A 15961-nucleotide genomic window follows, 5' to 3' on the forward strand; every position below is an offset into this window, starting at 1 on the left:
AGGGCTGCCGGCTATGCGTCCGTTTAACCGTCCGATGCTTTAGTCGTTTGTCATGAGATGGCTCATCGCGAGGTCAATCCAAGTCTTTGCCGTGGCTGGAAGATGCTCCCAGTCCTTGCCAAGCGGCGGTTACGCACGAGCCAGGCAAACGTGCGCCCGACAACCCAACACCAAGGCAAAACCGCAAAGCCCGCAGGCATCTCGGGCGCAGGCTGATCAACAGGTACCCAGGCCCAGCGCCGCGACCACTTACGAGGAGCAGCGTCCATCCAGCTCCGTTGCCAGCCAGGCTAGCTAGCCCCTAGAAGCCTATGTTAGCAAACACGCACTCCACATCTGGATAGCGGTTTCTCAGATCATCCAGTACGGCTTCAGCCGCGAGGGTCATGCATCATGAATATCAGCGAGATGGACGAGAACATGCAGGACCAATCCTTGGGTTTCTACCACCAGATGCCGTTGGCGCCGGAGATCCTCTTCCCACCGTCGTAGCCTTGCTAACCGCCGGCCTCGCTCGTGTGCCCGGTCTGGCTGTCGATGATGGCGGCGTACGGCTCCGGACCGCGGCCGGCTAGTATGCGGGTCCGGGGACGGAGAGCATCATTGATGGATCGCCACGTTCCTCCTTGACGCCATCGCCGAAAATGGTCGTATACGCTCTGTCAAGGCGGGAGTTCACGCGGCAGTAGACGCCAAGGTCCTCCGCCCCGAAGGATGTAGAGAATGGCATTCAGCACCTGACGCAGGTCGTGCTTGCGAGGCCGCCCGCAGTATGGAGGCAAGGAGGGGCGCCAGGATCGCCCATTCCGCATCGCTCAGGTCGGTGTCGTAGGTTCGGACTGTCATGCCCTTCAAATGGGCGCAATCCGATTTTCTAGACAATTCTCTAAAGCTTTCTGGAGTTCCGGCTTCCGGACAATGCCTATTCCTCGCAACTGCGCTTTCTACCGCATACCGGCTCCAGTTGCTTGCGAAGAAGGCTTTGGTGAAATGGTGCTGGGCCGTTGGAGCTGTTTTCATCCGCATGTAAACAGCTCCAACGTTGGCACATTCGTTGACGACGAGCCGGAACTCCTTCGCCGCGATGCGCTCTAGCGCTTCGGCTTCCCAAAAATCGAGCTCAGGTTGAATGAAGGAGTTCGGCGGCCCTTCAGAGGCTGACGGCCGGTTAGGACATCGGAGACTTCTGCGAAAGCTCTTGCCGCGGCAGATTTTCCTGTAATCTCGGCGGCCATCTGACCATTGTTTGCTGCCGTTCCGAATTGATGGGCATCGAAGGGAATGCACGCGGTCAGCTCAAGTTGCACCGCCTTAGCGAAATCCCGCGGCTTAATCTCGGGCCTCTTCGGCATTCCGACCTGGTTGAGGATGAGTTTCGGAGGCGGATCATTGGGCCGGGCCTGCTTCAGGAAGTCAATCAGGCTCTTGGTATTCCTGAGGCCGGCGAGATCCGGCGCAGCTGTAAGTACAACCTCATCCGCCGCCTTGAGCATGTTTCGCGACCAGGCAGTCCAGAGATGCGGCATGTCCAGGATCAGGAACGGGACGCTCGCCTGTGCAACCTCAAGCAGTCGCTCAAAGGTGCCCTCGCAAATATCGTAAGACCGGTCGAGGGTTCCGGGCGCGGCCAGCAGGCTCAGGTTGTTGCCGCACTTAGTCAGAAGTCTGTCGAGCAGAACTTCGTCCAGGCGTGCAGGATCCTGAATGGCCTCGCCAATGCCCACTCCCGCGTCGACATTGAAGTCGAGGCCTGCTGTCCCGAATGGAAGGTCCATGTCGGCTATGATGACATCCAGGCTAACCCGACGGGCGATGGTCCAAGCCACGTTGTGCGCCACTGTGGATGATCCTACGCCTCCCTTCGCGCCCATAAAGGCATAGACACGCCCGAGCTTGCTCGATGTCGTCTCTCCGTAGAGGCCCGCAATAGTCTCGACCAGAGAAAATGGCTGAACTGGGGCGAGCATGTACTCGCTGATCCCGCGCCGCATGAGTTCCCGGTAGAAGGCGATATCATTGGTATGGCCGACTGCCAGGACCTTTGTGCCAGCATCGCAAACCTCAGCAAGACTGTCGAGTTCAGTTATGAGGCCTGCGGAGGAGCGGCTCTCGACAACAATTAGGTTGGGCGTCGGAGCTTGCCGGTAGAACTCGATGGCCGCCGCGATGCCGCCCTGATGCACCGTCGTGTTTGCCCGGGACATCACGCGGTCGGCAGCAGCACTCTCGATTGCGGCCGCCACATCCAGGCTGTCGCAGAAGGCGTGGATCGTTACCCGCGGAATGCGGAGGGACTCACGCGCAAGAGCCGGGGGTGGCTCCGCTGCTCGCGGGACTACTGCTTGGGGTTCAACGGTGAAACGAGGTCGAACGTCAGCATGCCGGGAAGGTGCCTTGGGTGACAACTCGTTCAGTAAGTCGAAGGGCATATCGGGCATTTCAGATCCGAACTTCTGGCGTGTTTCTTAGTAAGGCGTTCCGACTACTGCGTTCTCACGATCTCGCTGCGCCCCGCGCGCAGAATGCGAACCACGCCGCCGACTTCGCGTCTCTCGACCGCTATCTCATCGGCGTCCACCACGGAGCGGAGCGCTAAAGAGAGGGCTCCGGTTGCCTGACCAGAAGCGATAACTTCCGCTTGGGCTGGGCTGAGTTCGAGGGTGACGGTCTTGCCCACGACAGCCGCATCGCGTTTCGTATCGTCGGCTCTCTGATCAACTGCCAGAACCCGGATATTGTTGAGCACGGTGCGGGTGAGGTTCTCGCTCTGATTTCCGGGTTGCCGCGCTATAGTTTGGATCACATCCACGCGGTCATTCGGCAGGATGAACCCGCCAGCCGTACTCTCCGCCGAAACACGGATTGCGATTGCACGCTTTCCGGCCGGCAAAAGAGCGGAAAGGAGTCCAGACGAGGAGCGGACTAATTTATCCTCCCGAATGGGCTCACCCGAAACGAGGGAGTTGCGAACGAGGGCCCCCTCAAGGCTGGCCAGAGCGTCCGGCTTTGCTTGACGGCTGATGAAATTCGGGTGGAGGGATCCCTGAGGCCAGGGCTGCCAGCGCAGCTTTCCCTTGGCGATGGCTTGGCCTTGTGCGAGATCCTCGGCGGCCACCAGGATCTCCTCCATGGGTATGGATGGAGCGGAGGTCGTCATAGCGGGAGGTATTACGCTGGTGGTTCGCACGGACAGTGCAAGCCATGCTGCGAGACATCCGGCGCCGATGGCAATTACGAGAACGATGATGCGGAGCATGTCACAATACTTTTTCGCAGGTCATAGGCAGCCCGGCGTCCACGCGGCTTGCAGATCCGTTTATACCAGGGGTTCCATCCAACGGGTTGTCGGGAAAAGGAAGAGAGCGGCCGTGGCGAGAGCAATCCCATATGGCACCCCCGTTTCCTTCGCGTGCAGTCGCGTAATCCAGGATCTGTTGAGACAGAAGGCAGGGAGCGTCATCAGCCTGAATTGAAGGAACGCAAGCGTTAAAACGCCGCCGAAAAGGGTTGTGTAGATCAGGTAGACAGGAGTGTGCTCGGCACCCAACCACAGAGCAACGACCGTGGCGAATTTTGCATCGCCACCGCCAATCCAGCCGAATCCGAAAAGGATGAACGTGCAGGCGAGTACGCCTGTAGCGCTGGCGACACTCATCCCGATCTCCGCCGCAGTCCAACCTGCCAAAGGAGCTAGCCCCGCATAGGCGGCCAGCAGAAAGAGAACGAGCCCGTTGCGGATTTTCATCGTGACGAGATCCATCACACCCGCATATGCCACTGAGGCGACGAAGGCCAAGCCCGCAATGGACACTGTTAGCGCCGCGATCGTCAACGGTGCCTCCTCGCATGTGAGTTGTGCTGTTTCAACGCAAGATGAATGTTGAAGCGGACAGAGGATTTACTCGTCCGCTTCAAGAACTCGACGAGCCTCTAAGATCCTTGGGTCGCCCCTATCCTAGACGCCGGCGGCGGTCGATACTTTGGCGAAGAGGTTTTTGATCAAGGTGTCGACCGGACCGGCGGTCTGGAAGATTGCGATGACGACAACCGCCAGACCGGCAGCGATGAGGCCATACTCGATAGCGGTTGCGCCGGACTCGTCCCTGGCGAAGCGGGTGATGAGAGACTTCATTCTTTTTTCCTCGACCTTGTTGCCTAAGTCCGCCGCCCGGAATGGGCAGCATTGCCACAAGTCCTTGCTCGGATGGTGTTTAGGAACCAGAGCCTTCGCTTGTGCTGTCCCATTTAAGAATAATTTCTGAACTCCGGTCGACTCAGCCTGATAGTCTAGAACGCCAGCCGCTTGAGGTCGGCCAGATGGCCTAACCCGGACTGTTAAAGGACGTGCCTTCACGAGAGATGGGCCTATGGGATGCTCGATTCACCTAGAGTTGCTTACCTTGGCCGACTCCACTCTGTTAATTTTCGCGCTGCATTCGTTAGCAGCAAAGCGGCCCCGCTTCGCCGAGGGCACTCGACCTAGCTAGACCGTCTAGAGCTATAGCGCAGCATCTCCAGGTTGTTGTTGATCGTGAGATTGTCTGGATCTAGCTCATGCGCCTTGAGGAAGTTGCTGTGGGCCTTCGCGACATCTCCCCGCAGCAAATAGGAGTAGCCTACATTGTTGTAGTACTCGGGACGATCCCCTATGAGGCGCGCGGCTTCCGTGTAGGCGCGGTCTGAAAGATCATAGCGGCGGACACGATCATAGGATGCAGCAAGGCCGAGCCACGTCTCAGGATTGTTCGGCATGACCTCCACAGCGCGCTCATAATATCGGGCGGCGTGACCGTAATTGCGAGCGGCGAACTGCTGCTTGGCGACCGAGAGAACCTGAGCGTCTGGGTAGGGCTCGACCGTCGCGGGAAGTTCAATGCCCGGGGTTGTGTTACCGAAACTCGAGAAATTGAAATCTCCGGTGCTGTTGCACGCTGTCAGAAAGGACGCGATACAAGCTAGCAGGCCAGCTCTCCGCACCTGTTCAAATATTAGCATCTCTCGCCCCCGTACTTAGTACGTTATTCACTCTTGTCTCATGCTGCCGCTTTTAATGCCGCAGCCGAAGATTTCATCTAGGAGGCGAACTAGACAGCAAATATCTTTACGTCGCGTTAACCATGGCGCCCCACAAGTTGGAGGTCTAGATCACTCGGTCGAATAGATTTGGACCCTGGAACGACCTAAACCAGCAGATCAATGGCATGAACTGGATACTCTCCATGCTGAAGCACAGTTATTCTTGCGACCGGAGGGGCTTCTGGTCTGCGCTGGCGCTTGTCGTCACGATCTTTGCTAGCGCCCTTTCAGACCCGTCCACTGCTCAGGAACTGGAGCATTTCATACGCTTCAGCAATGGCCGTGCGGTCGGCGGAATTAACGTAGCGAAGGGGCAGTTCCTGACGGCAAGAACCGCGGTCGATGTCGAGAGAGTGATCGTTGGCGATCCTGACATTGCGACGGCCGTTCCATTGACCGGACGCACCTTCTATGTGCTCGGCAAACTTGAAGGCCGAACGAGAATTGGGGTCTTCGGGCCCGGGGATACGATGCTAGGTACTGTTACTGTCGAGGTCGGCGCCGATATGCCGGATCTCGAGGTCTCACTCCGCCAAGCAATTCCGCAGGCCAATGTGCGGGTCGAGACCGTCAACGGACGCTTGCGGCTGAGTGGTACCGTGCCCGATGCCATCGCACTTCGCAAGGCAATAGATATTGCTGATCAGTATGGATCGGGCGGCGTAATCAATGCGTTGCGCGTCAGCGGAGGACAGCAGGTCATGCTGGAGGTGCGCTTTATCGAAGCAAATCGAAATGCGGGGCGAGAACTCGGCGTGAGTTGGAACGTAAGGCGCGGTAACGAGTCTCGAGGACGTGGGTTGACGTCGGGCAGTGTCTACCCGACGACATCGTCGGGCGTCGTGCAATTCAATCCATCATTCCCCAGTGGGAACCAGCCGTTCGGAACGCTGATCGCGCAAGTTCTGGGAGGCGGGGTGAGTGCCGATATTCTCGTGCAGGCGCTCGAAGACAAAGGTTTGGCGCGCCGCTTGGCGGAGCCGAACCTCATCGCGCTTTCCGGCGAGAAGGCGAGCTTTCTGGCTGGTGGTGAGGTCCCGATTCCGATCGCTTCTGACGATAACAAGATTACGGTTCAGTATAAGGAATACGGTGTGCGGCTGAACTTCACGCCGACAGTCCTCGACAACGGCCTGATCAACCTAAAGCTGGAGCCAGAGGTCAGCCAGGTGGATGAAACCGTCACGGTCCGGACCGGGTTGATTGCCATTCCTGCCTTCATTACGCGGCGCGCCAGCACCATGATAGAGGTTCGCGACGGCCAGAGCTTCGCTATGGCTGGACTCCTGCAGAGCACGCACACCAAGAATCAGGACCAGATCCCTTGGCTCGGCCAGGTGCCGGTCCTGGGCGCTCTCTTCCGCTCGTCGTCATTCCAGGAGCAGGAGACTGATCTTATCATCATTGTCACACCGCATCTGGTTAGGCCAGCTAAGCCGGGACAGCCATTGAAAACGCCACTCGACGCGAGTAAGCCTGCTAACGATGTGGACTTCTTCCTCATGGGCAAGCTCGAAGTCGACGAGGATGCGCAGAAGCGCTTTGCCAATGGGGCAGGGATTATCGGGCCTTATGGGCACATTGTCGAACTGCAGCTAGAAAAGCGCAATGCAAAGAAGAAAATTGTTAAGTAGTCGGCACCAGCTCACAGCGATTGCCGTTCTCTTTTCGGCAAGTCTCGGCGGATGCAATGACTATCTGAAGCGGCGCGATACGATCACCCTGTCGGCCGGTGAGGCCCAGTCGTGGAACCGGGCGGTACATGTGACCGATCCCTGGCCTCCGTACGTGGTCAACACCCGCATTGAGGGAGACGGGCAGCGTGTCTCACGCGCAGTGGAGCGCTATAGGGAAGGGAATGTGACCGCCATTCCGGTTCCGGCCGTGCGTCCTCCTACCGAGAAATCCGCGAGCGGTGGGCAGCCGACGAACAGCCAACCTCAGTGACATAGGAGAAGCGCCCTGTGAGAGGCACAGGAGCGCCTCAATCCTGGTGCGTCACATCGGATCGATATCAAGACTGAGCCGGACAGCCGCGACCGGAATGTTCATGATCGTGGCAAGCCGACCTCGCGCGTCGTCAATCACCGTTTGGATGCGCGGATCCACGGCAAATGCAGCCTCTAGGGATGGAGGCGAAAGCTCAATGTCCTCCGGTCGGCCCGGGAGAAACATAACCCCATGACTCTTCCCGCTCGACCACACGAGACGGACAAAAGATGAGTGACCACGCTTCGGAATCGCGAACTCGAACTCATTGGGGAGTACGAGTGGGGCATGGGTGAGGATTTGCGCCCCAGTGCCCGAAATGTTACGTACTGTGCACTCGATGCCGTCTGCCTGGTCACCGATCCAGATGCGCCCTGCAAGAATGGTCGGCGCCCTCTTGCTTGAACGGCGTTCCTCCATCGTATTCCTCAGTCGGTAGTGCGTGGAATGACTAGTGCGGCTTGATTGGATCGAGCCTAGCAAAAGTCATCTGTGCCTGCCAACTAGACCGAATGGTATAGTCGGAGAGCTTGCAGGTAGCCACAGTAGGGCAACAATAACCTGGGTTCGAGCCGCCGACACCGAACTCTTACCAGAATACCTCGTGGGAACTGGCCGATGCCCTCAAAGCCCAGCCTAAACCAAGCGTAAATAGAAGGGTAGTCGAAGTGGGTATGGTGGGCAATCACCAGGTAAGCTGAGATCGTGTCTCCTCGGAGTGATGCAACTGACGACAAGTCGCCGAAATCACCGGCATTCGGTAGCAAACGCCACCAGATTTCGGTGACCTGATCCGGTAATGTCCGCAGCCAATTGGGCAACAAGCCGTTGGTTAAACTGAAGATGCTTGCAGACGCTCCCCGAGAATCGCGCAGAGCCCGGCTCCTAGGTGAGCCCGGCTCTCCCATCATTTCTTGCGCAACCCGTGGATCTCTCAGGCTGCACAGTGACAGCAATTATCTCTCACGGCGAGCTCGCTTCAGGCACTCCTTCCAGACACAGCCATTGGCGTTTCCTATCGGGCCAATGGAGAATCTGGGGAGCGGGAAACTCTCTGTCCTCCAGACAGCCGGCCGATACCGAGAGAGCGCCTGTCAGCGCCTAAGCTCGCATGAATACGACCGATCCGCACGTGGTGCAGAAATGTTGCTCAAGCCATTGCCCGGACGAGTCGGTGCGGCGCCAGGATCGTGGCTCACCTTTCTGGTTGAGCAGCGCCGAATCCGCATAGATTGCTCTGTATGAGAACGCCGATCCGGTGCAGCGCCGGTATGGCATCGCCACTATTCTTGGAGACTGCGTCTGGAGCTTGGGCAAGTCCGTTAGGCATTCAATGGATCGGGGAGCGGTGGTGTGAGGCAGCCACGCCAAGCCGCCTGAACTCTCTCCCTTGGCGACAGTCAGCAGTGACTGCCCTCAGATCCTTAGAGCCCGTTTGAGAATTGCCCGATGGCACAACATTTAGCGCACCGGATCGGCCGCTCTCCCTGCATGTTGGGGTAGGCGCCTATTTTCAAACGGGCACTTAGACGGGATAAATAACTTCCCCGAATCTCACAGACTGCCAGGGCGCAGCTTCCGCTGAAACAAAATTTCTCATTGTCTTCGCGGATCCGGAATCCCTGNTAGACGGGATAAATAACTTCCCCGAATCTCACAGACTGCCAGGGCGCAGCTTCCGCTGAAACAAAATTTCTCATTGTCTTCGCGGATCCGGAATCCCTGGTGTACGTTTCGGAGTTGCCCATACGCCAAGACAGCCACACGTTTAGATGTTAGACATCATCCTACTGTTTCCGTCACCGACCAACCTCCGTTCCGAGGTCCCAGTGCACGCAGCTGCCCAACCTCTAGATCGCCCCGCTCAAGAGTAGAACATGCCGCCACTCATTCTATGCGTAGAGGATGAACCCCATATTCGGGCGCTTATTGCGGAGGAACTGCGGGACAATGGATACAATGTTCTATTGGCCGACAACGGCTCCGATGCACTGAAGGTTCTTAGCAACCACACCCCAGATTTGATATTATGTGACGTCGATATGCCTGATCTCAACGGCCTTGATTTTCTTCAGGAATTTCGACGCCGCTTTCCTAATATGGCCAATGTCCCATTTGTATTCCTGTCAGCACTTGCGGACCGTGCAGATGTCATTTCCGGAAAACAGGCAGGCGCCGACGATTATCTGACAAAACCCATAGATCTTGACGTTCTGCTAGCCACGGTAGAGGCCCGCCTCCGTCAAGTTGCACGTATGCGAGATAGTATCCAAGATAAACTCCCAGACCTGGAGGCTGCATTATCCCAGCTGCGCCATGAAGACACTCACGATGCTCTCTCGGGGGCAGCTGAAGTGCTCAATCAGATCGCACTAGGCATCGTACTGATCGGAGCCAACCGAAAAGTCATCTTCGTCAATCGGACAGCCACAGAAATCGCCAATGGAGCGGACGGGCTGACGATATCGAATGATGGTTTCCTGCGCGGAGCTACGGCCCAGCAAACACAGGAAATCCGTGAGTTGATTGAGCGAGCTCTAGAGGTTCAGGGTCAGTCCTCTAGGGGCCAGGAGGGGGCGATTGCAATATCGCGAGATTCTGGGCGTCGCTCGCTAGCCTTGCTGGTAAGCCCACTGCGATCGTCAGCGGCAGCACGTGATCGAGCGATGGTATGCGTGTTCATTTCGGATCCTGAGCGTCGTCCGCGCCTTCCGGCTGAACTGGTCGCCCGCTTGTACAATCTAACGCCAGCGGAAACGCGGTTAGCTCTTGCGTTGGCTGAAGGAAAGCGGCTGGATGAGATTGCCGCGAGCTTCGGGGTCACGCGTAACACACTGACTTACACCTTAGGCAACTTGTTCCGGAAGACACAAACAGATCGGCAGACGGATTTGATAAGCCTCTTCCTAGGAAGCCCTTTGTCATTTAGTTTGCGCTCTGAAACAGGAGACGACATCAATCCGCGGAAGCAAACGTAGCTGGACCTGCCATCTGGGAGTGGTCGTCCGCTGGCCTATTTGGTAGTCGGATTGTAAATGTAGTCCCAGTACCTACGTGACTTTCGACCTCGATGGCCCCCCCGTGCATGCGGACGATCTCCTGAGCAAAGGCGAGTCCCACACCGGTTCCGGTCGTACCTCTAGCTGTCTTGGCTCGGAAATATCGATCGAAGAGGCGAGGCACATCCTCCGCCGGAATACCGACTCCAAAATCTTGAACTGTCGTAGCTATCCAGTCTCCCTCCACCCAAGCCCGGATATGGACTGATGTGCTGCAATTGGAGTATTTCAGAGCATTCGAGAGCAGGTTGCTAATCACCTGTTCCATCAAGACTGGATCGCATAAAAGAGTGGATGGTAGAGCTTGGCAATCAACCTCGATCCTTCTCCCCGGTTCGAGCATGGTGTAGCGATTTGACACATCAAGGATGAGACTAGCAAGGTCGCATGCAATAGGTTGGAAAGCGATTTCCCCTTGATCGAAGCGGGCTGCATTCAGGGTGCTTTCCATAAGCCTGGTTAGTCGCACCGCTGAATCGCGAATGGCCGCTGTCCGTTTATAGATCTCTTCTTCTGTCATTCGCGTTCCACGCCTCGCTATGCGCTGAGCAGTCATATCGATGACGGTTAAAGGCGTCCGAAACTGATGCGAGACCATTGATACGAACTCTCGATAGAGCTGACTAAGCTCTCGCTCCTTCTGCAATGAGGCTCTTGTCAACGCGACCTTCCGCTGCTCACGAAGAAGGGAAATGGTCAGCACTCCGCAACTGAAGATTACCCCTAAAATATAGGCAAAGACCTGGAGCAGAGCGCTGAAATGGTCATCCCGCAACTGCATCGCGCGATCCCGCTCCACCAGACTGCTCCTGTTCGCGGCATCTCGCAAAGTCGTCACAAGAGGTTGAATGGTAGATCGGATGTCGGCATCGATGTTCCTATCAGTGCGGTGAAGAGTACGGATACGAGCCTCAAGCGCTATCAGAGCCGCAATTTCCGCATCGAGCTTTGAGGTATAGCCGAGGCTTGCCAGGTAGGCCCGAGGCTGGCCATCGCGAACCGCCTCTAGGCGACTCAAAAAAACATCAAGGCGGAGTTCAACTTCTCCGCTATCAACAGCAGGATCGCCTCCAACATAGCGAGAAACCGTATCACACAGCCGGACACCCTCATACTGGGCTTGACTAGCTAACCAGACAATATTCTCGCCAATGCCGCTCTTTAAATCCTGCCCAATATCAATCAGGCGACTACTCGCCAGGACAAGGCACACAAATGAGACGAGGACGGCAATCGAGGACAGAGCTGAAGCACGAATGAAAAACTTGTGCGACATCAGCGAATCTTGAGGCTGTCTAACTGCCAGACCCAGCGGTGATCGTAACGTGCGTCCTGCAGCTCAGGACTGTGGTCGCGGGGATACACAATCCAAATTGGACCTTTGTCTCGACGAAGCAAATCGCGGCCATCCATGCGAAGCGCCAGCAAGACATCGAACTTATCAAAATCAGAGAGTGGAATCTCTGCCGAATAGTCATTGAGTGCAGTTGCTATCGCAGATGTTCCCTTTGCCCCAACTCGCCTCAGAAGATCGCGGACAAGTACTCCCTCGAATGTCCTCACGCCTGTAGTCCAGTTTGTCGAGGTTCTGAGCGTGTGCATGCCAAGGCTTTCGAGGAGCGGGCGGTCAAACACAAACCCTTCCTCGCTGTTCTTAACCTCAATTGCACCAGATATAGTAAGAATAGCCTTATCACGCGACTGAGGTAGTGCGCCAACGAGGGCTGGCAGAGTCAAAGCCGCGAGGAAAGCACTGAGAAATATGAGATTGCGCAGCTTCTCACCTGCCATGATCACCCCCTCAAGAAGCAAATACTTGCTTCGCTTTCATTGCTGCATCTCTCCTCAAGCGCCTATTAGGCTCGGTGACGCAGTCTACGCCGCTAGGTATGTGTTCTAAGCCGCCCTATACGGAAGCAGCCAAACAAGTCAAACGCTACATTGATTGGAGTCGGCTTTTCATCGTTGTAAGCGTTCGAGCATACTACTGGTATTGCGAATCCGGTTGGGAGGCGCAACGGCGTTAACGGCCACCATTCGTATCCCGGGCAAAACTCAGTGTGAATTTTTGCTAATGTTATCACACTATATTTCCTGATTGTCCCGGCACTTGCTCACCGGCAACGGCAGGGCGCGCATAGCTGCACCTAGATCAACTGACGCACCACTGTCCTTCGCACCGAGCGCTAACAATCAAGTCATCCCCACTCGTTTGAGTGGGGCGCGCCGCTGGTCGCCCGAGTAGTCACTGCAGCAGAACATTCGCGATTCGCGAACCGGAGCGGCAGGTCGCCCCTCTTTCTGTTCGCCAGTTGAACCAGGGATTTACAAAACATGGCAACTCCTCAGCGCTGGGGCACGGAAATCCTCATAAATGGACCTGGAGACAACGACGAACCGCATGTAACGGCGCTAGCCGATGGCCGGTTCGTGGTCGCGTGGGTGGATCACGATGCCCAGGAGGTCCGCGCTCAGATCATCAATGCTGACGGGTCACCTCGCGGCAAGCAATTCACCATCAACACGACCTCGGCCGGCGAACAGCAACTTCCGAACATTGCCGCTTTGGCGGATGGCCGGTTCGTCGCTGTCTGGACGGATCAGCGTGCATATCTCGACGATGGTGAGAACGCAGACATTTACGGTCAGATCTTCAGTGTCAGTGGCACAAAGATCGGGACTGGATTCAAGATCAATGACGGCATCTCGGTTCCGCCGGCCCATGCTTTGGTTCAGCCGGACATCACGACGCTCAGCGACGGTGGGTTTGCCGTCACGTGGCGTGACCTTGAGGACCCCGCTCCTGGTGATATGGGCGCCTACGTATGGGTGGCCCGCTATGATGCTGATGGTGACAGCGTCGGCCCAATCAGCGACATTCAGTTCACCTTAGACAATGAGAATGCAAAGCCTGCTATCCAAGCGCTGGAGGGCGGCGGGTATGTGGTTGCCTGGTCGCAGGGAACTGACACGAGTGCCATCAACCTGCAGGCTGCGATCATCTCTAGTGATGGAGATGGACATATCATTCAGGTGGCCGAAGATGATCCCTCATTGGATATTGTTCATGTTCATCCACAGATCACGAAGCTCACTGATGGTGGCTTCGTGGTGACCTGGAAGGTGAATGACGGAAGTTCCGGGGCTGAGGACTATGCAGTTCGGGCGCAGGTTTTCGATGCTGACGGAACGGCGCGAGGTATTGCTTTCGAGGTGAGTTCCATAGCCGGCGTGGAAGTGGATCCCGTCGTGACCGCTCTGAACGACGGCCGCTTCATGATCGCCTGGGCCGATTATCACGTCTACGCGTCACTCAGCACTGAAGTCAAAGGTCAAGTCTATCAGGCGGACGGCGTCAAAGATGGGGAAGCATTCACGATCCACACGCCACACGGTGTCAATGATCGGATGCCCAGCATCTCAACACTGGTAGACGGTCGCGTTGTTGTCAGCTGGTGGCATGATGGAGAGCCGACTATTCGCACGCAGATCATTGACCCGCGCGAGGCCGGGATCACGATGGCCGGCACCTCACTCAATGACGATTATGTCGGAACCCGCTTCATCGACGAGCTGAACGGTGGTCAGGGGAGTGACCAGTTCGACGGTGGTGCCGGAGCAGACGTTATCAACGGCGGGGACGGCATTGATACGGTGACCTTCTCGAGCGCAACTCAGAGGATTGTTGCGAGCCTGACTGGTGGTACGGGCGGTGACGCAAACGGCGACGTCTACACGTCCATCGAACGCCTGATCGGCTCTCGCTTTGGCGACAAGTTCTATGGCAGCGGTGCAGCCATTCTTCAGGGAGCCGGCGGTAACGACACCTACTACATCAGTGGAAGCGATCAGGTGATCGAGACGGCGAGCGGAGGCACTGACACGGTGGTCTTTAGCGGAAGCCTCAAGCTTCCAGCCTACGTCGAGAATCTCGTTGCGACGGGTTCAGCCTCTATCAGTCTGGCCGGTAACAGTTCTTCGAACGCACTTATCGGCAATGCTGGCCGGAATACACTGAAAGGCGAGGCGGGTAGTGATCATCTCGACGGTAAGTCTGGCGCCGATGTGATGTACGGTGGCGCTGGCAATGACACTTTCTACGTCGACCACCGGAGCGACAAGGCCATCGAGGGCTCCCGAGGCGGCACGGACACTGTCGTGTCCTATGTCAGCTACAAACTGGGCACGTCCTCGAGCTATCAGGTCGAGAAGCTGGTCGCCGCTTCGGGCAGAAGCAATCTCGCGCTCGAAGGCAACAAGTACACCAACTACGTCTACGGCAACTCGGGCAACAACAAGCTCGCCGGCGGGCTCGGCAAGGATTACCTGAAGGGCGGCTCGGGCAAGGACACCTTCATCTTCGACACGAAGGTGAGCAGCTCGAACGTGGACAAGATCATCGACTTCTCCTCCCGCTACGACGCGATCTGGCTCGACAACAAGTACTTCACCAAGCTGGGTTCGGGCTCGTCCAGGGGCAAGAAGTTCTCGTCCGACATGTTCACGGTCGGCACCAAAGCGCAGGACCGGGAGGACCGGGTCATCTACGACAAGAAGAAGGGCGTGCTCTACTACGACGCGGACGGCATCGGCTCGAAGGACCAGGTGAAGTTCGCTGTCATCTCCAACAAGACGACGCTCGGCTACGACGACTTCTTCGTCATCTGAACCTGTCGACCTTCGCCTTCTGCTCTCTCCAGCTCGGGGAGAGCAGAAGGATTCATCATTGTAGACCACTGCGCCGACATTACGGGCAGGCGAGAAAAGGGGAGGACCTAGTGCCGCCGCGGCTTGTTGCGGAACTGGATTGCGCCGATGCGTCGACTCCGTGAACCTGGAAGATAGCCTCGCCAGATCCACCCCAATCGTGCGGATCTCGCCCATTTGCGCCTCTCTCTAGTGGTGCTCAACACCTCCACTTTGGCACATCAAGGCAGTAGAGGGCGTCCACCCTCTAGGAGCTAACCTACAGCCCTGGATCGAAATCAGACCGGTGACAGCTAACCTATGGGCGGTTCAGGGACATTCCCTGAGCGCTCTTCGAAAGCACCGTTCCAACCGTTCGCCCCAAGCCGCAACACCGTCCAGCGTATTGATCAGGTCCTGACGGACCTCGATGAGGACACCCGGAAGGCCACGGCCATCCGCATGCACGGGTACTGTATAGTCCTCATCGGGATGGATGTTGTATGGCTCGTTGTCGCCCACTGGGAGGCGAGAATCCTCACGCAACCCGGCCAAGAGTGACCTCGCGAACTCCGTTGCTCCTGCATATAGGACGCCAGCCTCCCATGGTCGTCTCTTGCCAAAATAGACAGGCGTAAAGCTGTGTATGCCGACGACGAATGTCCGCCTGCCGCTTCGTTGAAGGATGTCGAGGCGGCGGGAAACTGCATCCGCGAAAGGCTTGAACAGCGTCTCAATCCTTAGTGCTCGCTCTTCCTCGCAGAGGCCTTGGTTGCCTGGAACCTTGGTGGTCTCGCTCACTTCGGGGATGCAGGATGGGGCGGCGAATGGCCGATTGCAGTCTACGACCAGTCGCGAGTAGTTAGTCAGAAAAAGCGGTGCGTCGAGGCTCCTGCTGAGGTGCTGTGCAAGGGCGCTTGCGCCAATGTCCCAGGCGATGTGGCGTTGCCGCTCATGCTCCGGAAGGCCAATGTCGCCCAGCACCCGCGGGATACGGTTTGAGGCATGCTCGCAAAGCAGCAGGATGGGCGACGTGCCATCCGGATTGATAACCGAATAGGGAGGGGGCTCGTCGATTGCGAGAAGGTGTTGCCGCGAGGCAGTCGACTGCGGGGAGGCAATGGTCCCGGTAGCCAATACGATGCTCATGG

General features: G+C 57.0%; 14 protein-coding genes. 3 read left to right on the forward strand and 11 right to left on the reverse strand.

The genetic code is table 11. From position 1 onward, the window contains the following. Positions 1-662 precede the first annotated feature (662 nt). The 6 genes from LG661_RS25460 to LG661_RS17625 form a co-directional block, all read right to left on the reverse strand. The gene (locus LG661_RS25460) at positions 663-812 is read right to left on the reverse strand and encodes a transposase (RefSeq protein ID WP_407666739.1); all 150 of its coding nucleotides are present in this window, start codon (positions 810-812) and stop codon (positions 663-665) included. A gap of 279 nt (positions 813-1091) precedes the next feature. Next, entirely contained in the window at positions 1092-2204 is a 1113-nt protein-coding gene (locus LG661_RS17605; RefSeq protein WP_230533187.1) for an AAA family ATPase, read from the reverse strand. 278 nt (positions 2205-2482) lie between these two features. Then, entirely contained in the window at positions 2483-3256 is a 774-nt protein-coding gene (gene cpaB / locus LG661_RS17610) for a Flp pilus assembly protein CpaB (RefSeq protein ID WP_230533188.1), read from the reverse strand. Positions 3257-3316: 60 nt separating this feature from the next. Continuing rightward, positions 3317-3832 (reverse strand): A24 family peptidase, encoded by a 516-nt coding sequence (locus LG661_RS17615; RefSeq protein WP_230533189.1) that lies wholly within the window; start codon positions 3830-3832, stop codon positions 3317-3319. A 123-nt stretch (positions 3833-3955) separates the two neighbouring features. Further along, positions 3956-4132, reverse strand: a complete 177-nt coding sequence (locus tag LG661_RS17620) for a Flp family type IVb pilin (RefSeq protein WP_230533190.1) — start codon at positions 4130-4132, stop codon at positions 3956-3958. Between the two features lie 347 nt (positions 4133-4479). Further along, positions 4480-4752, reverse strand: coding sequence for a tetratricopeptide repeat protein (locus LG661_RS17625; RefSeq protein WP_230533191.1), 273 nt, complete (start codon positions 4750-4752; stop codon positions 4480-4482). Positions 4753-5219: 467 nt separating this feature from the next. Here LG661_RS17625 and LG661_RS17630 point away from each other — a divergent pair, with 467 nt between their 5' ends. After that, positions 5220-6710 carry a type II and III secretion system protein family protein gene (locus LG661_RS17630; protein WP_230533192.1) on the forward strand — a complete coding sequence of 497 codons (1491 nt, stop codon included), beginning with the start codon at positions 5220-5222 and terminating at the stop codon, positions 6708-6710. Between the two features lie 364 nt (positions 6711-7074). Here the strand turns inward: LG661_RS17630 and LG661_RS17635 are convergent, their stop codons facing one another. Continuing rightward, positions 7075-7485 (reverse strand): PilZ domain-containing protein, encoded by a 411-nt coding sequence (locus LG661_RS17635; protein WP_230533193.1) that lies wholly within the window; start codon positions 7483-7485, stop codon positions 7075-7077. 681 nt (positions 7486-8166) lie between these two features. Further along, entirely contained in the window at positions 8167-8343 is a 177-nt protein-coding gene (locus LG661_RS17640; protein WP_230533194.1) for a GFA family protein, read from the reverse strand. 599 nt (positions 8344-8942) lie between these two features. On the opposite strand from LG661_RS17640, the gene LG661_RS17645 reads away from it, so the two are divergent. Next, positions 8943-10043 (forward strand): response regulator, encoded by a 1101-nt coding sequence (locus tag LG661_RS17645; protein ID WP_230533195.1) that lies wholly within the window; start codon positions 8943-8945, stop codon positions 10041-10043. Here LG661_RS17645 and LG661_RS17650 read toward each other — a convergent pair. Then, entirely contained in the window at positions 10021-11400 is a 1380-nt protein-coding gene (locus LG661_RS17650) for a sensor histidine kinase (RefSeq protein ID WP_230533196.1), read from the reverse strand. The two genes, LG661_RS17645 and LG661_RS17650, sit on opposite strands and share 23 nt — an antisense overlap. Beyond that, a complete protein-coding gene (locus LG661_RS17655) occupies positions 11400-11915 on the reverse strand; it encodes a molybdopterin-dependent oxidoreductase (RefSeq protein WP_230533197.1) in 516 nt (171 codons plus the stop codon). Before LG661_RS17655 ends, LG661_RS17650 begins: the two co-directional genes overlap by 1 nt. Before the next feature lie 543 nt (positions 11916-12458). Here LG661_RS17655 and LG661_RS17660 point away from each other — a divergent pair. Next, positions 12459-14792, forward strand: coding sequence for a calcium-binding protein (locus LG661_RS17660; protein ID WP_230533198.1), 2334 nt, complete (start codon positions 12459-12461; stop codon positions 14790-14792). A gap of 348 nt (positions 14793-15140) precedes the next feature. Here LG661_RS17660 and LG661_RS17665 read toward each other — a convergent pair whose 3' ends face one another. Beyond that, entirely contained in the window at positions 15141-15959 is an 819-nt protein-coding gene (locus LG661_RS17665; protein ID WP_230533199.1) for an N-formylglutamate amidohydrolase, read from the reverse strand. Between the last annotated feature and the right edge of the window lie 2 nt (positions 15960-15961).

The sequence above is a fragment of the Microvirga roseola genome (assembly GCF_020866965.1).
GTDB lineage: Bacteria > Pseudomonadota > Alphaproteobacteria > Rhizobiales > Beijerinckiaceae > Microvirga > Microvirga roseola.